Source organism: Glutamicibacter sp., from assembly GCF_032154645.1.
GTDB lineage: Bacteria > Actinomycetota > Actinomycetes > Actinomycetales > Micrococcaceae > Glutamicibacter.
In genome coordinates, this window is record NZ_JALDXV010000018.1 from 18482 (window position 1) to 38194 (window position 19713).

At 58.8% G+C, this 19713-nt stretch carries 22 protein-coding genes; 9 read left to right on the forward strand and 13 right to left on the reverse strand.

From position 1 onward, the window contains the following. Positions 1 to 156: 156 nt before the first annotated feature. The 4 genes from RUH64_RS13515 (at position 157) to RUH64_RS13530 (ending at position 4691) form a co-directional block, all read left to right on the forward strand. A complete protein-coding gene (locus RUH64_RS13515) occupies positions 157 to 1563 on the forward strand; it encodes an MFS transporter (protein ID WP_313814068.1) in 1407 nt (468 codons plus the stop codon). Between the two features lie 53 nt (positions 1564 to 1616). Further along, entirely contained in the window at positions 1617 to 2579 is a 963-nt protein-coding gene (locus tag RUH64_RS13520) for a 1,4-dihydroxy-2-naphthoyl-CoA synthase (RefSeq protein ID WP_313814069.1), read from the forward strand. Between the two features lie 18 nt (positions 2580 to 2597). Beyond that, positions 2598 to 3725, forward strand: a complete 1128-nt coding sequence (locus tag RUH64_RS13525) for an AMP-binding protein (protein ID WP_313814070.1) — start codon at positions 2598 to 2600, stop codon at positions 3723 to 3725. Positions 3726 to 3803: 78 nt separating this feature from the next. Further along, on the forward strand, positions 3804 to 4691 hold the full coding sequence (locus tag RUH64_RS13530) for a 1,4-dihydroxy-2-naphthoate polyprenyltransferase (protein ID WP_313814071.1): 888 nt from the start codon (positions 3804 to 3806) through the stop codon (positions 4689 to 4691). Positions 4692 to 4794: 103 nt separating this feature from the next. Here the strand turns inward: RUH64_RS13530 and RUH64_RS13535 are convergent, their stop codons facing one another. Beyond that, positions 4795 to 5085: a DUF4229 domain-containing protein gene (locus RUH64_RS13535; protein ID WP_313814072.1), complete on the reverse strand. Its 291-nt coding sequence runs from the start codon at positions 5083 to 5085 to the stop codon at positions 4795 to 4797. Positions 5086 to 5138: 53 nt separating this feature from the next. On the opposite strand from RUH64_RS13535, the gene RUH64_RS13540 reads away from it, so the two are divergent. The 3 genes from RUH64_RS13540 to RUH64_RS13550 all read left to right on the forward strand — a co-directional run bounded on the left by RUH64_RS13540 (position 5139) and on the right by RUH64_RS13550 (position 7826). Continuing rightward, the gene (locus tag RUH64_RS13540; RefSeq protein WP_313814073.1) at positions 5139 to 5561 is read left to right on the forward strand and encodes a PLD nuclease N-terminal domain-containing protein; all 423 of its coding nucleotides are present in this window, start codon (positions 5139 to 5141) and stop codon (positions 5559 to 5561) included. 166 nt (positions 5562 to 5727) lie between these two features. Next, complete coding sequence (locus RUH64_RS13545) at positions 5728 to 7359, forward strand: DUF222 domain-containing protein (RefSeq protein ID WP_313814074.1); 1632 nt, start codon at positions 5728 to 5730, stop codon at positions 7357 to 7359. Between the two features lie 230 nt (positions 7360 to 7589). Next, on the forward strand, positions 7590 to 7826 hold the full coding sequence (locus RUH64_RS13550; RefSeq protein WP_313814075.1) for a hypothetical protein: 237 nt from the start codon (positions 7590 to 7592) through the stop codon (positions 7824 to 7826). A gap of 96 nt (positions 7827 to 7922) precedes the next feature. On the opposite strand, the gene ccsB is transcribed toward RUH64_RS13550, so the two are convergent. Genes ccsB through RUH64_RS13575 form a run of 5 tightly spaced genes read right to left on the reverse strand, consistent with a single transcriptional unit; the run spans position 7923 to position 12669 of the window. Further along, positions 7923 to 8996 carry a c-type cytochrome biogenesis protein CcsB gene (ccsB, locus tag RUH64_RS13555; RefSeq protein WP_313814076.1) on the reverse strand — a complete coding sequence of 358 codons (1074 nt, stop codon included), beginning with the start codon at positions 8994 to 8996 and terminating at the stop codon, positions 7923 to 7925. Beyond that, complete coding sequence (locus tag RUH64_RS13560) at positions 8989 to 10617, reverse strand: cytochrome c biogenesis protein ResB (protein WP_313814077.1); 1629 nt, start codon at positions 10615 to 10617, stop codon at positions 8989 to 8991. Before RUH64_RS13560 ends, ccsB begins: the two co-directional genes overlap by 8 nt. Beyond that, complete coding sequence (locus RUH64_RS13565) at positions 10617 to 11372, reverse strand: cytochrome c biogenesis CcdA family protein (protein ID WP_313814079.1); 756 nt, start codon at positions 11370 to 11372, stop codon at positions 10617 to 10619. The genes RUH64_RS13560 and RUH64_RS13565 overlap by 1 nt, the downstream gene beginning before the upstream one ends. Positions 11373 to 11380: 8 nt before the next feature. Then, the gene (locus RUH64_RS13570; RefSeq protein WP_313814081.1) at positions 11381 to 12001 is read right to left on the reverse strand and encodes a TlpA disulfide reductase family protein; all 621 of its coding nucleotides are present in this window, start codon (positions 11999 to 12001) and stop codon (positions 11381 to 11383) included. Positions 12002 to 12006: 5 nt separating this feature from the next. Beyond that, positions 12007 to 12669, reverse strand: coding sequence for a histidine phosphatase family protein (locus RUH64_RS13575; RefSeq protein WP_313814084.1), 663 nt, complete (start codon positions 12667 to 12669; stop codon positions 12007 to 12009). A gap of 196 nt (positions 12670 to 12865) precedes the next feature. On the opposite strand from RUH64_RS13575, the gene RUH64_RS13580 reads away from it, so the two are divergent. Then, on the forward strand, positions 12866 to 13651 hold the full coding sequence (locus RUH64_RS13580; protein ID WP_313814085.1) for a hypothetical protein: 786 nt from the start codon (positions 12866 to 12868) through the stop codon (positions 13649 to 13651). 90 nt (positions 13652 to 13741) lie between these two features. Here the strand turns inward: RUH64_RS13580 and RUH64_RS13585 are convergent, their stop codons facing one another. Together RUH64_RS13585 and RUH64_RS13590 are read right to left on the reverse strand one after the other, a co-directional pair. Continuing rightward, positions 13742 to 14377 carry a redox-sensing transcriptional repressor Rex gene (locus tag RUH64_RS13585; protein ID WP_313814086.1) on the reverse strand — a complete coding sequence of 212 codons (636 nt, stop codon included), beginning with the start codon at positions 14375 to 14377 and terminating at the stop codon, positions 13742 to 13744. Positions 14378 to 14434: 57 nt separating this feature from the next. Continuing rightward, positions 14435 to 14683 carry a glutaredoxin family protein gene (locus RUH64_RS13590; RefSeq protein ID WP_313814088.1) on the reverse strand — a complete coding sequence of 83 codons (249 nt, stop codon included), beginning with the start codon at positions 14681 to 14683 and terminating at the stop codon, positions 14435 to 14437. A 127-nt stretch (positions 14684 to 14810) separates the two neighbouring features. Here RUH64_RS13590 and RUH64_RS13595 point away from each other — a divergent pair, with 127 nt between their 5' ends. Beyond that, positions 14811 to 15617: an HAD-IB family hydrolase gene (locus tag RUH64_RS13595; protein WP_313814089.1), complete on the forward strand. Its 807-nt coding sequence runs from the start codon at positions 14811 to 14813 to the stop codon at positions 15615 to 15617. Positions 15618 to 15712: 95 nt separating this feature from the next. Here RUH64_RS13595 and RUH64_RS13600 read toward each other — a convergent pair whose 3' ends face one another. The 5 genes from RUH64_RS13600 to RUH64_RS13620 all read right to left on the reverse strand — a co-directional run bounded on the left by RUH64_RS13600 (position 15713) and on the right by RUH64_RS13620 (position 19660). Beyond that, the gene (locus RUH64_RS13600) at positions 15713 to 15811 is read right to left on the reverse strand and encodes a 30S ribosomal protein bS22 (RefSeq protein ID WP_005504750.1); all 99 of its coding nucleotides are present in this window, start codon (positions 15809 to 15811) and stop codon (positions 15713 to 15715) included. Positions 15812 to 15949: 138 nt separating this feature from the next. Then, the gene (locus tag RUH64_RS13605; protein WP_141362292.1) at positions 15950 to 16174 is read right to left on the reverse strand and encodes a helix-turn-helix domain-containing protein; all 225 of its coding nucleotides are present in this window, start codon (positions 16172 to 16174) and stop codon (positions 15950 to 15952) included. A gap of 267 nt (positions 16175 to 16441) precedes the next feature. Next, positions 16442 to 17785 (reverse strand): NADP-specific glutamate dehydrogenase, encoded by a 1344-nt coding sequence (gene gdhA, locus RUH64_RS13610; protein WP_313814091.1) that lies wholly within the window; start codon positions 17783 to 17785, stop codon positions 16442 to 16444. A gap of 197 nt (positions 17786 to 17982) precedes the next feature. Further along, positions 17983 to 18417 carry an ArsR/SmtB family transcription factor gene (locus tag RUH64_RS13615; RefSeq protein ID WP_396276031.1) on the reverse strand — a complete coding sequence of 145 codons (435 nt, stop codon included), beginning with the start codon at positions 18415 to 18417 and terminating at the stop codon, positions 17983 to 17985. A 79-nt stretch (positions 18418 to 18496) separates the two neighbouring features. After that, entirely contained in the window at positions 18497 to 19660 is a 1164-nt protein-coding gene (locus tag RUH64_RS13620) for an acetoin utilization protein AcuC (protein WP_313814128.1), read from the reverse strand. Positions 19661 to 19713 lie beyond the last annotated feature (53 nt).

Sequence of the window (19713 nt, forward strand, 5' to 3'; positions counted from 1 at the left end):
TTGTCAACCATTGAATATACAAAATGTACTGCGTATCCTCGGTGGCTGACCGACTCTGGGCAGCGCCCAGATCGTGGACCGTCACCGGGGCGGGAAATTTTTCAACGCCGCCCCGGGCATCCGGTCGACGCAAAGCTGAGAAGCATCGGAGCATTCATGCAACCGGAAAACAGCCAACCTTTTACCCCGGACCTCGAACACGAGATCGGTCCGGATATGACAACTTCTGCCGGCCGCGCCGAGGTGCGCAAGGCCACCGCCGCATCGGCCATGGGAAATATGACCGAATGGTTCGACTACGGTGTCTACGCGGTGGCGGTCACCTATATCACCGCCCACTTCTTCCCCACCGAGGGCGGCACCATCATGGCGCTGGCAACCTTCGCGCTCTCCTTCCTAGTCCGACCGCTCGGCGGCCTGGTCTGGGGGCCGCTGGGCGACAAGCTCGGGCGCAAAAAGATCCTCGCGCTGACCATCCTCATGATGTCCGGCGCCACCTTCCTGATCGGCGTGCTGCCCACCTATCAGTCCATCGGCGTCATCGCCCCGATCCTGCTGGTGCTGCTGCGCATGGTGCAGGGATTCTCCACCGGCGGCGAGTACGGCGGAGCGGCGACATTCATGGCCGAGTACGCCCCGGACCGCAAGCGCGGATTCTTCGGATCCTTCCTTGAATTCGGCACCCTGGGCGGCTTCGCTCTGGGCACCGCCGTGATGCTGGCGCTGCAGCTCTCGCTGAGTGAAGAAGCGATGATGGCCTACGGCTGGCGCATCCCGTTCTTCCTGGCCCTCCCCATGGGCCTGATCGGCCTCTACCTGCGAAGCAAGCTGGAGGACACCCCGGTGTTCCAGGAGCTGGAAGAGGCGGGAGAAACCCAGAACAGCGGCACCCTGAAAGAACTGGTGCTGACCTACTGGCGTCCGATCCTGACCATGACAGGGCTGGTCATCGCCCTGAACGTCGTGAACTACACGCTGCTGAGCTACATGCCCACCTATCTGGAAACCCAGCTGGGGCTGAGCTCCAGCGCCTCGCTGTCAACCATCCTGATCGGCGAGGTGGCGATGATGGCGGTGATTCCCTTCGCAGGTTCGCTCTCCGACAAGGTTGGGCGCAAGCCGATGTGGTACACCTCGGTCATCGGCCTCTTCGTGCTGGCGCTGCCGATGTTCTGGCTCATGGGCCAGTCGTTCGGCTTGGCGATCCTTGCCTTCGCGATCCTAGGCCTGCTGTACATTCCGCAGCTGGCAACCATCACCGCCACCTTCCCGGCGATGTTCCCCTCGCATGTGCGCTTTGCCGGCTTCGCGGTGACCTACAACGTGGCGACCGCCGTCTTCGGCGGCACCGCCGCCGTGGTCAACGAGGCGGTCATCAATACCACGGGCTTCATGCTTTTCCCCGCGGTATACATGATGGCCGCCTGCGTGATCGGCGCGGTGGCCATCAAGTTCATGCCTGAAACCGCCGGCGCCTCGCTGCGCGGCACGCAGATCCCCGATGCCCTGGATACCGGCATCCTGGCCGCGGTCCCTCACCCGCAGAAGTCCCAGGCCGACTAAACACCGCGGCGGGCGTGCTGAACATCGGACGCATTCGGGCTAGCATTCATAGGGTGAGTAGCCAGAATATTTCAGCAGTGCCCGCCAAAGTTTCAGATACCTTCGACCCGACGCGCTGGCGCGTGGTCGAGGGATTCGACTTCACCGACATTACCTACCACCGTCAGGTTCAGCGCGATGAGAACGGCGTCGTCGTCCGCGACCTGCCCGCGGTGCGCATCGCCTTCGACCGCCCCGAGGTGCGCAACGCCTTCCGCCCGCACACCGTGGACGAGCTCTACCGGGCCATGGACCACGCCCGTATGACTTCCGACGTCGCCACCGTAATCCTCACGGGCAACGGGCCGTCGGAAAAGGACGGCGGATTTGCCTTCTGCTCGGGCGGAGACCAGCGCATCCGCGGCCGCGACGGCTACCGCTATGCCGAGGGCGAGACCCGCGAATCCATCGACCCGGCCCGCGCCGGCCGCCTGCACATCCTTGAGGTGCAGCGCCTGATGCGCACCATGCCAAAGGTCGTGCTCTGCGTGGTCAACGGCTGGGCCGCCGGCGGCGGACACTCCCTGCACGTGGTCTCCGACCTGACCATAGCCTCCAAGCAGCACGGCAAGTTCAAGCAGACCGACGCCACCGTCGGCTCCTTCGACGCCGGCTACGGCTCGGCGCTGCTGGCCCGCCAGGTGGGCCAGAAGACCGCCCGCGAAATCTTCTTCCTGGCCCGCGAATACTCCGCCGACGACATGGTGCGTATGGGGGCCGTGAACGAATCGGTCGACCATGAGCGCCTCGAAGAGGTCGCCCTTGAGTACGCGGCGGACATCGCCCGCCAATCCCCGCAGGCCCTGCGCATGCTCAAGTTCGCCTTCAACCTGGCCGACGACGGCCTGGCCGGCCAGCAGGTCTTCGCCGGCGAGGCCACCCGCATGGCCTACATGACCGACGAGGCGGTGGAGGGGCGTGATGCCTTCCTGGGCAAACGCGATCCGGACTGGTCCAACCACCCGTACTACTTCTAGGCAGCGAAGGAAACAGCGATGGACGCACCCCACCTCACCCTGCTTCAAGCCCTGGCCAACGCCGCCAACGACGGTGGGCCCGCGGTGGAAGTGGTGGCAGATCCCAGCATGCCCGCCGGGTTCAGCCTCAACCTGCTCGATGCCCAGGCGCTGCCGGGGTTCGACGAGCCGATGGTGGTGGTGCGCACCTCCGGGTCCACCGGGCGGGCCAAGCGCACGGTCCTGAGCGTCACCGCGATGGCCTCCAGCGCCCAGGCCACCGCTGAGTTTCTGGGCTTCGAGGGCCAGTGGCTGCTGGCGCTGCCGGTGCACTACGTCGCAGGCATCTCGGTGCTCACCCGCTCGCTGTTCGCCGGCACCCAGCCGGTGATCATGGAACAGAACGGCTCCTTTTCCGCCGCCGACTTCACCGCCGCGGCGCAGCAGATGCTGGAAGCAAAGCGCCTGACCGCCCTGGTACCCACCCAGCTGGCCCGCCTGCTGGACCATCCCAGTGCAGAAACCATCGAGGTGCTCAAGCGCTTCGACGCCATCCTGCTCGGCGGCGCCCGGGCCAGCAAGGACCTGCTCGCCGCCGCCCGCCACCATGGGCTGAAGATCTTCCAGACCTACGGATCGGCCGAAACCTGCGGCGGACTGGTCTACAACGGCACCGCCCTGCCGGGGGTCAAGCTGCGCGAGGAAGCGGGCCGGATCCTGGTCACCGGGCCGATGCTCGCCGACGGCTACGCCGAGGACCCGCAGGCCACCGCGGAACACTTCGTCGACCGCGAGGGCAGCTGCTGGTACCTGACCGACGACCTGGGCACCGTGAACGGCAGCCGGCTGCACATCGAGGGCAGGATCGACGACGTCATCAACTCCGGCGGCGTCAAGCTCTCCGCGGCCAAGATCGAAGGCCTGCTCGAAGAGTTCTTCACTCAGGTCATGGTGGTTGCCGTGTCCGATGCCCAATGGGGCCAGGCGGTGGGGCTGGCCTATTCTGGACCCACCGCAACGGCTGAAGCCTTCGAAGCGCTGCGTCAAACGCTGGGCAAGGAGGCGGTCCCCAAATACCTGCAGCATTACCCGCAGGGACTACCGCAGCTGGCCAATGGCAAGTTCAACAGGCAGGGCATCATCGGGGCGCTGCGCGGGGCGAAGTAGCCCCCGATTAGCCTTGCCAAGGGTTTCGCGGGAAACTAGAGGGTACGAATTTTTCAGTTCGCCGCGAAAGGATTGAAAGTGGCCACACTTTCCCAGTGGGTTGCAGGTGCCCGTCTGCGCACCCTGCCCATCGTCATTGCCCCGGTAGTCATCGGAACCGCCGCCGCCGTCGGCGAGACCGGCGTGTTCCACTGGGTCAACTTCCTGCTTGCACTGTGCGTCGGCCTGCTGCTGCAGATCGGCGTGAATTATTCGAACGACTACTCCGACGGCATCCGCGGCACCGACGACGAGCGCGTGGGCCCGCTGCGCCTAACCGGTTCCAAGCTCACCGCACCGAAGAACGTGCGCAACGCGGCCTTCGGCTGCTTCGGCCTGGCCGCCGCGCTCGGTCTAGCGCTGGTGGTGCTCTCGCAGACCTGGCCGCTGCTATTGATCGGCGTTGCCGCGATCTTCGCCGCCTGGGGCTACACCGGCGGCAAGAACCCCTACGGCTACCGCGGCTGGGGCGATGTCTACGTGTTCATCTTCTTCGGCCTGGTTGCCACCATGGGAACGACGCTGACCCAGATCGGCCACGTCAATCTGGCATCGATCCTCGGCGCCGTGGGTACTGGCCTGATCGGCTGCGCGCTGCTGATGGCCAACAACGTGCGCGACATCCCCACCGACAAGGAAGTCGGCAAGATTACCCTGGCCGTCCGTCTGGGCGAACATAACGCCCGCCTGAGCTACGTGCTGATGCTCGCCGTCGCCATCCTGCTCCCCCTGTTGGTCACTGGCACCTACCCATGGATGTGGCTGATCCTCGTCACCTTCCTGCCAGCCATCGCCCCGGCGATGACCATGCTGCGTGAGCCAGAACTACGCAAACTTGTGATTGTGCTCAAGCAGACCGGCATCGTCAACATGGTCTACGCGCTGCTCTTCACCGCAGCCATCATCCTGCCGATGTGGATGGACTAGCCGCACTGTCGCTACAGACAAAAGATACGCCCTGCTGCTTCAGCGTTCGCTGAGGCACAGGGCGTTTAGTTTTGCGCCCACATGGTGCTGGTGGGCAGAATTCTTAGGCGGTTGGATCCGTCGGCTTGCGCTGCGCGTCGTCGTAGGCATCCTCGACCGCCTCGTCGTCCAGCTGCTTCTTGGTCTTGTTCGAGCTGGTCTTGGAGAACGCCTTGCTCACGTCCTGGCCCGCACTGATGCGGAGCTTGTTGAAGAACAGGTAAGAGACCGCAAACGCAACGATCAGGCCGATCAGACCGGCGATGAAAACTGGCCACTTCAGACCCAAGAAAAGTCCAAGAAACACGACTAGGAAAATTCCCAGACGAAGCACGGTATATTTCAGAAGCTGCATGCTTTAAAGTTTACCGATGAACCTGTGAGGAATATTTTCATTAGACTGGAAGCATGGTCCGCATCATTATTTTCACCGCATTGATTTCAGTCGCGTTGATGATCTACACGTTGATTGAATGTGCCCGCTCAGGGTCTCAAGAAGTACGCTCATTGCCCAAGCCTGCTTGGTTTGCAGTGATCGTCTTTCTTCCGCTGATCGGTGCCGGATTGTGGTTTGCCCTGGGCCGTCCTCAAAAGGTTGCGAACTACAACCCTCAGACCTCGCACGCGCCCGATGATGATGAAGACTTCCTGCGTCAGCTGGAGGTCTGGCGCCGTCAGCAGCAGCGCGACTCAGAGCAAAAAGCTCGTGAGGAAGAACTCAAACAACGCGAGTCCAAGAAACAGGGTGACGAATCTGCAGAGCGCCCTGCCAATGAAAGCAAAGATCAAAACAAGAACGACGGCAACGGCGCAGCCTCCACCGAAGGATAGCGTTTCGCAGGATCCTGCACCGTCCCATAGGTTCTAGCTCGGCAATTTCAGCAAATTATTTTTGTGCCCGAAGTGCAATCATATATTCGAATATGTTTACGATTGATACATGATCTAAACCACTAAAACCATACACAACATCGGGTTAACGCGGGATAATTAACCCATGAAGAACTACAATAGATACCACCGGGATGATGAGGAGCCCTTCCATCCCAACCACTTGCCGGGTCCCATCCCCGGGCGCCGTCATACCTCCGGCAACGAAGGATCTTGGGGCGAGGTGCTGACTCAGCAGCTCTACTTCACCCGGCTCCAAGACACCGTCGCCTCCCTCACCGCTGCATTGCCTGCAACCGACCCGGCCACCGGCTTGTTACAGCTCGCCACCATCAGCCGGATCCGCTCAATGCTCAATGCTGCAGAAACAGTGCTCATGGCAGACACCTTCGAGAACCTGTGCCGCGCCGAATCAATCATTCGTTCCGAAAACACCTTGATCTCCGAACCCGGAACAATGACCAAGGAACAGGCAATGGCCGAAGGCATCAGTGAAGCTGACTGGCTGACCGACGTCGCAGCCCATCACTACCGGGTCGTTCCCGACGATGCAAACGTTGCGCGTTCAAACTTCGTTGCGGAAGCATCCTTGGCCTGTCGTGATACAACTACTCATCTCTTTGAACGTCTCGCCGAGTCAGAAGCGCTCAGGCATCTACTACCCAATACCCTCGATGCACTTGCCACCGGAGCCATCACCCATCAGGCAGCCGGTCTCATCGTGAAATACACGCGCGGCTTGGATGAACAAGCCACCGCTCGTATGGAACAGCAGTTGCTGCCAGCTGCGAAAGCACATATCACCGACGCTGCGATCAGCCAGCGAGCCCGGCGGCTCCGGGAAAAACTGCACCCAATTTCCTTAGAAGAACGGCATCGCCGGGCGGTCAAAGATCGCCGAGTCTCCTATTGGGCTGAAAAGGACGGCATGGCGGCAATCATGCTGCGTGGCCCTGCCCCGGACCTGATCTCCATCATGAATACGCTCAATCATCACCTCAAAGACCTGTCTCGGATCGAAAAGGATCTCCCCCATGAACAGCGCAGGACCGCGGACCAGCTGCGGTTCGACACCATACGCGATGCAATGATCGACGGCTGGCCAGCCGGGGGCGGCACCACCCTGCACACAAAGGTGGCCATCACCATCCCGGCGGTGCAGCTGCTCGCCGACCGCAAGAAGGGCATTGCAGAGCTGGAAGGCTACGGTCCAATCCCCATGGGCGTTGCGTTAAATCTCGCTTCTGAAGCACCGTCAATACTGCGGGTACTCACGGATCCTTGGACTGGGGCGGTGATCGACGTAGAACGTTCAAAGTATCGGCCGCCTCAAGCCCTGCGAGATCTATTGCGTTACCGCGACCAGACATGTCAGTTCCCGGGGTGCAACAAGACTCCCGAAAATTCGGAAATGGACCACGTTGACGATTGGGCCAAGGGCGGACATACCAATCAAGGCAACCTAAAATTGTTGTGCAAGCAGCATCAGATGTTCAAGCATGCGCTGGGATGGAAGTATAGGTTCACCCCTGACGGTGCAGTCACTTGGTATTCGCCAATGGGCCAGAGCTGTGTTGAAGTCCCTGGTTCGGCCATGTCTCTACAGAATTTCGATTGTGTGGCAGATAGCACCCCGCAGCGGCCGCGGATGGAGATCACCCGTCGGTTGCAGCAGATCTTAGGGATCGATGATGACGATCGGGTCGACGGACCAGCTGTGTATTTCGTTGGCGATTAGCCTGCAGTGACAATCGGATCACACAGCAGTAATTCTTCAACTACAAGACCAACACACACTCATTTCACGAGCCCTTTTCACGGTAATGAACCTTAATTCTCAATGGCCTGTATCCTCTAGGCGCCCTCTTACCTTCACGTGAACAGATTTTCTGTTCACTTTTCCTTTGCTACCGCTTATTCATGGTGCGAAATGCACCTTATGTCCGCAACTTCGGATGCTGAGTGTTCGTGAACGATTTTTCTTTTCACTTCGAACTGCGGCTTCTTCACACCGTTCCTGAGAAAGGAATTTCTCTTGCTGTTTCGAGGCCGGAAACTAACGCTGAACGTTATTTCTGTTCATTCGTCACGATTGAGGCTGATCAAGGGCCGACGCCTAAATCCTTGCTCGATGCTTTGACGCTTTCGGTGAACGAATTTCTTGTTCATTTGTATTCTCACCCGAGAATGGGTTTCCGTCATTGAACTCACGCCTGCACCGCGGAGAAGTCCGCTGCTTAACGAGAAACGGGTTCAACCCAAAAGTAGGTTGAACCCGTTTCTATCTAGCTTTCGCCAAGGCTACACACCTGCGTAGGAGTGAAGGCCGTTGAAGAAGATATTTACGATGGTGAAGTTGAAGACCACGCAGAGGAAGCCGATGATGGACAGCCAAGCCGATCGTGGACCGGTCCAGCCACCGGTAGCTCGTGCATGCAGGTAGCCCGCGTAGACCACCCAAATGACGAACGACCATACTTCCTTTGGATCCCAGCCCCAGTAGCGTCCCCATGCGGCTTCCGCCCAGATTGCGCCGGCGATGACTGTGAAGGTCCACAGGATGAAGCTAATGGTGTTGATACGGTAAGCGAAGTTTTCCAACGCTCCGGCGCCTGGAACCAAACGCATGAACGGCAGGTTGTCTTTTTGGCCCGCAGCAATACGCTTCATTCGCGAATGCTGGATCAGCTGAAGAACACTCATAGCGAAGGAGATCGCGAACAGCGACGAAGCAATAACTGCGATGGAAACGTGAATGACAATCCACGGCGACTGAAGTGCCGGCACCAAGTGACCCACAGGCGTAGGGAATCCGATGGTGGCACTACACAGCATCAAGGTAATCAGACCCGAGATGAAGCTGCCCATGAAACGCAGGTCCTTGAAGAACAGTGCTACGAGGTAAACCACGGAAACAACCAGCGCACCGGTGGTCATGAATTCGTACATGTTGCCCCATGGCACACGGTGTGCGGCGAACGCACGCGAGACTACGGCGAAACCATGAAGCAGCATTGCAAGCCACATTAGGGCCACAGCGATGCGGGCCATCGGACGGTTGTTGACCGACAGCTTGGTGTAGATCATCTTGTCGGAGACGATGTCCTGGCTGATGTGGTCTGGTCGTTCTTCGTCACCGCGGCGGCCGCGGCCTACCTTGGAGACGGCACCTGCACCCGCTCCAACGAGCATCTTCTCGTCTTCCTTGAGCGCAGCCGCATCCATTGCGGCAATTGCCTTATTCGACTTCGCCAAGTCCAATGCGAAGAATACGAACACCACAACGTACACCATGGCTGCAAGCAGCATGAACAGCTGGCTGTACATACCCAGTGTTTCGTTGATCGGCTCCAACGCGCCTGCGTTACTACCCATTTACGGCTCCTAGGTCCTGATCCTGGCTTGCAAGAGGCCAGGCCTTGTCAAAGATTTTCTGCAATTCGACAGCTTCACGTTCTAGACGGGGATCTTCGCCTCGGGCTAGGAGCGCATATTCGATCTTACGCTTGCCGTCGTCGTTGACCAGTTTCACCCATACGCGGCGGCGCGGAGTGAACATCGAAACAATCAGTCCAAGCAACGCCAGACCAGCGAAAATCGCGATCGGAAGTTTTCCTGGATCATAATTTACGTCCAGAGCAATATACCGTTTGAGGTCATCAAAGGTGATGCTGCCAAGGTTGTTGGGCAGCTCGTAAGTTTCGCCGGCTGCCAGCGAGATACCTCCGGCTTTAAGATTGCGGTTGTTCAGCTCCGTCATCTTGTCGGTATCCAGTACGTAGACGTTCTGCGGGTCCCCGGAGTCCAGTCCCAAGTCCCCATAGAAGGAATTGAGCTGAAGCAGGGGATTAATGGCGTTGGGATCCGCGGAACGGGAAATGTTGTCTTCACCGATGACGGCGGTGGGCAGCAAGAATCCTTGGAAGCCCAACTGCTCTGGTGAAGCATCCGGTACCTTCAAAACCATGAGCGAGGTGTAGACCGAATCCTGCGGAACAGATACCAAAGGTCCCGAGTAGGAAATGTTTCCCTTGCCATCGCGTACCGTTACCACCGGTGCGTAACCGTTGCCGACCAGGTAGACGTCCGCGCCGTTGATGCGCAGCGGCTTGTTGACCTTGAGGTCTTCCTTCACCGGCTCTGAATCCGCGTCCTTGCGGACCTGCACGTGTGCGGTGAAGTCGATCGGCTGGCCGAAGTAATCCTTAGACTCGCGGTCGAACACGATATCGAACTTGTCAAGCTTAACCGAGTAGCCCGGCAGATCATCCCCGGAGAAGCTGGAGCCCGGTGTGAACGAATCGTAGGCCACCAGTGAGTTCACGAAGGTTTCGCCCTCGACCAACACTCGCTGTCCGCCATAGCCAAACGCATGGCCGAGTCCGGCGGCCGCCAGAACACCCAAGAGGGAAACGTGGAACAGGATATTGCCAATTTCACGGGTGTATCCGCGCTCAGCTGCCACCGAACGGCCGGTCGCATCTTTACGCCGTTCAACGCGGTAGCCGCGCTTCTTCAGAATCTTGTAGGTGTCCTCAATGACCTGATCATCATCCGGGGTATCAGGTTCGCCCTCGATGATTTCCAGCGAGGTGTATTGAGGAAGGCGCTGCATCTTCGACGGAGTACGCGGCGGTGGTGTGCGCAGAGCCTTCGCATGCTTCTTGATGCGCGGCACAATACAACCCACCAAAGAGATGAACAGCAGCAGGTAGATCGCGGAGAACCAGACTGAGGAGTACACCTCGAACATCTGGAACTTGTCGAGCCACGGTCCCGCCACCGGGTGCTGGTCCAGGTACTGAACAACTACCTCGGGATTCGCCGAACGCTGCGGGAAAATCGAACCCGGCACAGCCGCCACCGCCAATAGCAGCAGCAGGAACAACGCCGTCGGCATCGATGTAAGCTGCGTCCAGATCCACCGTAGTGATCCGACGAAGCCAAGCGCGGGGGCATCGCCCACGTTCTTGGCTTTTCGCTTGTTCTTCGCCATTAGATTGGCAACCTCACTTCATTGGCAAACCAGTTTTGCAATTCGGTAACCCAGTTCCCCCAGAGGCCGGTCACCATCAGTACACCCAAAAGAATCAGCATTCCCCCGCCCAAGCGCATGATCAGCAACTGGTGGCGGCGGAAGAAGTTCATCGCCTGCATGCCTCGCTGCATGCCGAAGGCGATCAGTAGGAATGGCAGGCCTAGTCCCAGACAGTAGAACACCGTCAGCAGTGCACCACGCCCGACGTTCGCGTCCACCCCGGTGGACATGATCAGCACCGCAGAAAGAGTTGGCCCAATGCAAGGCGCCCAGCCCAGGCCGAACGTCAGCCCAAGAACGGGTGCGCCCCACAAACCTGCCGGCGGCCGCTTGTGGATCTTTGCATCACGCTGCATCCAGGAGAAGCCTCCCATAAACACGATGCCCATGAAGATGACCACCAGTCCCAAGGCTTGGGTGACCCAGCCGCCGTTGAAGCGCAGCCATGCCGTGGCTTGGCTGAACAGCACACCCGCAGCAATAAACACCACTGAGAATCCGAGGACGAACAGTAGCACGCCAAGCACCACGCGCCCTCGGCGGTGGTCCTTCAAGTCCGCACCGGTCAATCCGGTGACATAACCGAGGTACCCCGGCACCAGAGGAAGCACGCAGGGAGAGAGGAAGGACACTAGTCCGGCCAGCAAAGCGACCGGGGCAGCCAGCAGCAGCGAGCCGTCCAGAACAATGTCGGCAAATGGATTAGAGGTCAACGCTCAGCTCACAGCTCTTCGGTGATAGCGGTGTTGATCAGTGACTTCAGGGTGCTTGGTTCGACCGCCCCGATCACACGGGCCCTCACTCGTCCCTTGCGGTCAAGAACCAAAGTTGATGGGACTGCCTGCAGTGGTACGTATTTGGTCATTGCCAGCTGGATATCCCCGCTGGTGTCCTGTACCGACTCATAAGGCAGCGCGAAAGTACGCTCGAATGCCTTGGCCGCTTCGGCCTCATCGCGGACGTTGACTCCAAGGAAGTTGACCTTGCCCTTGAATTCATCTGCGAGTTTTTTCAAGTCTGGTGCTTCGATGCGGCATGGTGCGCATGCTGCGTACCAGAAGTTCAGAACCACCGGCTGTCCCTGCCAAGCTATGGTGTCGACCTTGGTACCGTGGTAAGTCTCGGTCTTGATGTCCACCGGGTCCGTACGCTGATCCAGCGAATATTCCTGAACGGCCCCATCGCCCGCGATGTAGTTCTTGCCATCGCCGCTGTTGGCCTGCTTGGTCAACGAATCTTCCTTCGCGCAGGCTGCCAACGGGACCATTGCCGCAGCGACCATCAGCGAACGCAGCATGGTGCGCCGCGAGAGCGATCGAGGATTCTGCACAGGATCAATCATTTGCTTTAAGCTCCAGGAATGTTTGCAGCGCCCGCCAAAAGCTCTGGGCACGGTTCGGTATAACGCACGGAGACGAGCTTGTCTCCGTCAAAATCAAAACTGGTAATAGAGCCGAGGGTGCACTCGCGCTTGCGTGGATCATGCCACAGTGGTTTTCCCTCGGCGTCGCGGCGGGTGACCCAAATGGGCAGCTGGTGGCTGACGATTACTACCTCAGCGCCGTCGCCGTGCTCCTGCACGATCTCTTGTCGATGGGATTCCATCGCTTCACGCATGCGGACTACCTGCTGTTTGTAGGGTTCGCCCCAAGACGGCTTAAAAGGATTGACCAGCAGCGGCCAGTACTCAGGCTTTTTCAGATGCGTGGCGACCTTTGACAGGCCCTGCAGTTTGTTTTCGGCTTCGATCACCCGATCATCGGTCAGGATCGGAAGTTCCAATGCTGCGGCAGTGGGCGCGGCCGTTTGCTGGGCGCGGATCAGCGGCGATGCCACGACCCGCACGATGTTGCCGCCCTGTGACTGATGCCGGGTAAAGAATTCGCCAGCCCCCTCGGCCATCTTGAATCCGAGGTCGGACAATCCGAATCCTGGGATTCGTCCATACAGAACGCGTTCTGGGTTGTGAACTTCCCCATGGCGCAACAAATGAACAGTCGATAAAGGCATGATTCCAGTGTCTCAAAGAATCAACCTTAAAGATGAATAATGTGGCCCCCGTCAACGATTCACAGGGGTTGCATGGGATTCGCAAATAGAAAAACCATCCTTTTGGATGGGGTACATCACTTACCTAGCCGACTACGCTTGGGAGAAAGAGTAAGCACGTAAAATCAGCACCTGCTTCAACACAGCGAGGACGGCTATGAGCAACTACGATCCGAACCAACCGGGCCAGCCCTACGACCCCAACTCCGGGTCCAACGCTTCAAACCCGTATGGCCAGAACCCCTATGGTCAGAACCCTTACGGCCAGCAGCCGGCGCAGCCTTACGGGCAGAACCCGTATGGACAGCAGCAGCCGGGCCAGCCGGCACCGCCTGCCTTCGATCCCTACGCACAGCAGCAGGGCGGCTATGCCGCCGTGCAGCCACCGACCGAGCGTCCGAAAACCTTGCAGTGGGCGTTCCTGTTGATACTTGCCTCCGGCGTCATCAGCGCCATCGGCAGTTGGCTGGTCTTTCAATCAAGTCTGTTCATCAACATGTTCAGCTCCCAGTGGAGCGCTATCCAAGACGAATTCGAGCGTCAGATGGCCACTACCCCGGGCGCCATGGAAGATCCAATGATCCAACAGATGATGAGCAGCCCCGAGGCATTCGTCAATGAAATCCATTCGGTGCTTTCGGGCTTCTTGGTTGTTTCGCTGATTATCAGCGTCGGCCTATATTTCTTGGTAGGCTTCTTCGTCGGCCGCGGTGTGAATGCCATGCGCATCATCGCAACCATCCTTGCTGTCATCTCGGTCATGGGCGTCGCAGGTTCGCTGGTCACCCTGGCAACCTTCGGCGGCGACCAAGCCGGCGTGCTGATCGTACTGACCCTGCTGGGCGTCATCTGCGGAGTTGCAGGCGTGGTCTTCTCGTGGCTGCGTCCGTCCTCCGAGTACATTGCCGCACGGCGCGCGGCCCGGATGGCGGGCTACCGCTAAACCAGGGAGCTGTTGGCTTCAAAGCATAATAGGCGGTGCCCGGTATCTTTTCAGATACCGGGCACCGTCTATTTTTCTCGGTCCGTGCGGTTAAGGCTGGACTGCCAGGTAAGCGAGGATCTGCAGCTCGGTGGACAAATCGACGCGGCGTACATTCATCCCGCGCGGTATAACCAACGGCTTCGGCGCGAATGAGAGCACGGAGTTCACACCGAGATCCGAGAGTTCATAGATCAGTTCCTGAGCTGCTTCGCCTGGAACGGCCAGAACCGCAATATTGATTTCCTCCCGCTGCACCACAGCGGTGAGCTCTTTTCCGTCTTCTACTCGCAGATCGCCCACTGACGCACCGATCAGTGTTGGGTCGACATCGAGTATCGCCTTGACCTTGAACCCGCGGGTGGCGAAACCGGCATAGCCGCTCAGCGCTCGGCCTAGGTTGCCGGCACCGAGAATGAGGACGCGCCAATCCCTGTTCAGGCCCAGCGTGTTGTTGATGTGCTCCGCCAGCTCGTGCACGACGTAGCCAACTCCCCGTGTTCCATAGGAGCCCAGCCAGGACAGATCCTTGCGCAGGATCGCTGGATTTACGCCGGCTTCCTTAGCCAAGACTCCTGAGCTGGTGCGCTCAAGTCCTTGTGCTTCGAGCGCGTTCAGTGCCCTTAGATAATGCGTAAGCCGCGCGACGGTTGCTTCGGGAAGTACCTTTGCTTCATTTTCAGTCACTATGTTCGCCTCGTTGGGGAGCTTGAGGCGCCAACGGATGAGCTGTCGATATAGATCTCATGATGTAGTCAGCAAGCGTTCAAGACGTGCTGCATCAATGGTCCAAAAGTCTCGAACCTGCCCGTCGATAAGTAGCACCGGTACCTCTTCGTGGTGGCGCTCGAGCAGTTCTGGGTGTTGGTCGATGTCCAACTCGGTAAAGTGCATACCCAGACGCTGAGTCACGTCGTTGACGGTTTCCCGGGCGGCCTGGCACAGGTGGCATCCTTGGCGGACCAGCAACTGAATCTCATGCAAATTACTCACCTACACATAATCTCATGAGCTCATAAGCGGCCTTAAACTGTGCGCTGAATTGCACACCACTAATCCGTAATACAACGCAGGTGTTCAAAGACATCGACGGTGCACGGTGATTGATAAGCTAGAGCAAATGTCTTCCATCGATCCGATTTCAGCAACCGATCCCGCCAACGGCACCGGCGGCGTCGCCGCATTCTTCGACGTCGACAACACCCTTGTTCGAGGGGCATCGGCATATCTATTGGCACGCAAACTCCATGAGCGCAAATACTTCCATCTGCGTGAGATCATGTGGTTCGCCGTCAAGCAGCTGAGGTTTATCGCCCGCGGCGAGCACTTGGGAGATATTCAGGCAATCCGCGACCGGGCCCTGATGTTGGTCAAGGGCATTCCAGTGGCCGATATCGAAAGAATCGGCGAGGAAATCTACGACGAGTACATTGCACCCAAGTTGTGGCAGGGTACCGTTGCGATCGCCAACCAGCACCGGGCCGTAGGTCGCGAAGTTTGGCTGGTGACTGCTACTCCGGTGGAGGTCGCCAATGTAATCGCCTCTCGGCTCAACCTTTCAGGCGCCCTCGGCACGGTAGTTGACAGGGAGGACGGGCTGTACACCGGAACGCTGGCAACTCCGATCTTGCATGCGGCCGAAAAGGCGCAGGCGGTGCGAGAGCTGGCCAAGAACCGTGGTATCTCGCTGATCAATTCGTGGGCCTACTCCGATTCCTACAACGATGTTCCGCTCCTGGAAGCCGTGGGCCATCCCGTGTGCATCAATCCCGACGCTCGCCTGCGTGCTTATGCGAAGCGCCGCGGTTGGCAGGTTTATGATTTCCGCAGGGGCCAGCGCGCAGCGAAGCTGAGCCTGAAGCTGGCGGGAGTCATCGGCTTCCTCTGGGCGCTGAAGCGTTCCTTCAAGGACCGCAGCGGCCTTTAGTCCGGCGGTTGCAGGGTTAAAGCAATCGCCACCGTCCAGGACGAATCCTGATGCGGTGGCGATGAATGCCTAGCGGCAAGCTGCTCGAAGTATATTTACTTCTTATTGCGGCGCTGGTGGCGGGTCTTACGAAGCAATTTACGGTGCTTCTTCTTCGACATACGCTTGCGGCGCTTCTTGATAACAGAGCCCATACTGGTTCCTCACAAACTAAATAAATGCGCCAACCCAGAGACTCCACATGCATTGCAGCACACGGCAAGGTTGACCGGACGTTAAACGTTCCTTAATAGATTACCCGCTTTTCGGCCATACTCTGACCATCGCGAGGCTTATCGACCGAGAGAACCGGTGCCGCGCTGCGGATCAATGGCCGCAGACTGCAGGTAGGACTCCACAGCGTTTTCTGGAACGCGATAGGAGCGACCGAACTGAACCGCAGGAAGATCACCTGCGTGGATCAGGCGATAAACCGTCATTTTGGAAACACGCATCATGTCGGCCACCTCGGCCACCGTCATGAAACGGGCTCCTGCAAAATTCTGTTTATCCTGCATGCGGGATATTCTCCTGACGCTGATCTCTGATTCGTCGCGTGACTAGCGCACGTGAACTTACACGACTGAGGATCAACAACGGCGATCAGATTCACGTTTGCTTTGTCCTAGTCTAATCGCACTTTGGTAACTTTTGCATCACGAAACACATGTGCGTCGCGGCAATATCGATAATTTGTTGCCTTAACGCAACCGCCCGGAATGCTATGAGTGATTTTCCACTCATTGCATCCCGGGCAATCGTTTTGAGAGCTTCTGCGGCGACCCTTAGATCAAGCCCTGCGCAAGCATCGCGTCAGCGACCTTGACGAAGCCAGCGATGTTTGCGCCGGCAACGTAGTTGCCAGGCATGCCGTATTCATCGGCAGTTGCTGCACAGCGGTTGTGGATGCCCACCATGATTTCGCTCAGTCGCTTCTCGGTGTGGTCGAAGGACCAGGAGTCGCGGCTTGCATTCTGCTGCATCTCCAGAGCGGAGGTTGCAACGCCGCCTGCGTTGGCAGCCTTGCCCGGACCGAATAGCACGCCTGCATCCTGGAAGATCGAGGTTGCTTCGGCGGTGGTTGGCATGTTGGCGCCTTCTGCCACTGCAACCACGCCGGCTGCCACCATCTTCTTGGCCGACTCGACACCGAGTTCGTTCTGGGTGGCGCATGGCAGTGCGACGGTGCCTTCAACATCCCATACATTGCCGCCGGCAACATATGAGACCTTCTTGCTTCCACGACGCTCTGCGTATTCGGAGATGCGTCCGCGTTCAACTTCCTTGATCTGGCGCAGCAGATCCAGGTCGATGCCTGCCTCATCAACAATGAAGCCGCCGGAGTCCGAAGCGGTAACAACCTTTGCACCGAGGGCCTGGGCCTTCTCGATGGCGTGGATTGCCACGTTGCCGGAGCCGGAGACGACCACGCGCTGGCCGTCGAAGCTCTGGCCGCGGGTCTTGAGCATCTCTTCGGTGAAGATCACCGCACCGTAACCGGTAGCTTCCGGGCGAACCAGGGAACCGCCCCAGGTCAGGCCCTTGCCGGTCAAAACGCCCGACTCGTAGCGGTTGGTAATGCGCTTGTACTGTCCGAACAGGTAGCCGATCTCGCGTCCACCCACGCCGATGTCGCCTGCCGGCACGTCGGTGTATTCACCGATGTGGCGGTAGAGCTCGGTCATGAAGGACTGGCAGAAGCGCATGACTTCGCCGTCGGAACGACCACGTGGGTCGAAGTCGGAACCGCCCTTGCCGCCGCCGATAGGCATGCCGGTCAGGGAGTTCTTAAAGATCTGTTCGAAGCCAAGGAACTTCACAATGCCCAGGTACACCGACGGGTGGAAGCGCAGGCCGCCCTTGTATGGGCCAAGTGCCGAATTGAATTCAACGCGGAAACCGCGGTTGATCTGAACCTTGCCGTTGTCATCAACCCACGGCACGCGGAAAATAATCTGGCGTTCAGGTTCGCACAGACGCTGCAGGATAGCCGCTTCAGCATACTCAGGATGCTTGATGGAAACGGCTTCAAGGCTTTCAAAAACCTCGGTGACTGCCTGGTGGAACTCTGCTTCGCCGGGATTGCGGCGGAAGACTTCGTCGCGAATCGTCGCTAAGTGCTTATCCAAGTTTCTCTCCTCATCACTTGGGGCAGGCACTGGGCCATGACGGGGCCACAAAAAGTTCCCGGCGTCACTGCCCCAAACACGAGAATGCCACGGGTTGCAATCGGAAGAAAAATTTCACGTTACAAAACTGTGTGGTGCGCGTAACGTAAATTTTTGGACATTTTGTAACCTAGGTCAGCGATCCATTAGTCAAATGTCTACTTGCGGCGGCCAAAGCGAGGCAGTCGATCAAAGAATTCTTGGGCTCGTTCGGTGACTTGTTCCAGTCCCCGACCCACGCTTCGGCTGAGCTGCTGCGCGGCTGGAGCGGACTGTCCAGACTCGTCGGCATTCACAAGTTCAAGTTCCTGCTCTGGCTGTGAAGACTGGGTTGCCGGTACAATTTGCGCGCACCACAGCATCAGGTCGTTAACTGCTCCTGAGTCGACACTATAGATTCGGCGCTGACCGGCAGCAGTCATGCTTACCAACTTTGCCTCGCGCAGCACCTTCAGGTGCTTTGAAACGGTGGGCTGGGAAATTTCCAGCTCGGTTACCAGGGTGCCGACTGCCTTTGGTTCTAAACGCAGTGCTTCAACAATTCGGCGCCGGGTAGGTTCAGCCAACGCAGAAAAAACTTCATCAATAGCCACAGACATAACCCTAGCGGCATATGACTAAACCGCAACGTTGACAGCTACTGCTACGCAGTCATCAGGCTGGATCGTTGTCTTAGTCGAACCATGGGTCCAGGCCGAACAACGGGAAGACCTCTTTACGGGTGGCGATGATGGTGCGGTCCACCGGGTCGGCCGGGTCATAGCCGATCTCCCAGTTGCGCCACCACAGCTGTGCGTCGTCGCCCATGAGATAGGGCACGGCACGGCCGTAGGTCTCGAGAACGTGGCGCCGGAAGGTTTCGGGAACATAGGTGCGCAGCGGAACCGGCTTGCCGGCGGCGATGGCGATCAGGTGCGTCCAGGTGCGTGGAACGACGCCGGTGACGTTGTAGCCGCCACCACCCGTGGCCAGCCATCGTCCCTCGCACAACTCGTCGGCCAGGTGGGAAATATCCAGGGCCACCTGCCGCTGGGCATCCACCGACAGTTTCAGGTTCGTCATGTCGTCGTCGCGGTGCGCATCGCATCCATGCTGGGAGACGATGATTTCTGGTTTGAATGCATGCACCAGTTGCGGGACCACTGCGTGGAACGCCCGCATCCACCCGGCATCGCCCGTCATCGCGGGGATCGCAATGTTGACCGCAGAGCCCTCGGCGTTCTTGCCGCCGATTTCATTGGCAAAACCCGTGCCGGGAAACAGCGAGAGCCCGGACTCGTGGATGGAGATGGTCAATACCCGTTCGTCGTCCCAGAAGATCGACTGGGTGCCGTCGCCGTGGTGGGCGTCCACGTCAATGTAGACGATCTTCGTGGCCCCGCGTTCAAGAATTCGGAAAATGGCGGCAGCGGCGTCGTTGTAGATGCAGAACCCGCTGGCCTTGCTGCGGGCCGCATGGTGCATGCCCCCGGCGAAATTCACCGCACGCACGGTGGTTTCGTCCATGATCGCGTCGGCGGCGATCACCGATCCTCCGACGATTCTCGCCGCGGCCTCGTGCATGCCGCCGAAGACCGGGTCATCCTCGGTGCCTAGTCCGTACTCGGGCGCCACCAGCGTGGGATCGGCGCTGACCTTGCGGACCTGTTCTATATACGACCGGTCGTGGACCGTGGCGAGCACGTCGTCCCCAGCCACCTCGGGAAGCTGAAGCTGCACGTTGGGTGCGTTGAAGACCTCGAGCTGGCTGCTGAGCCGATGGGTGAGCTCCAACCGGCAGGGATGCATGGGATGCCAGTCGCTGAATTTATACTTCAGGTACTGCTCATCCCACATCACCGTGGTGGGCCGGGGGGCATGTTGAGGCTCTAACACGCTTTCAGGCTACC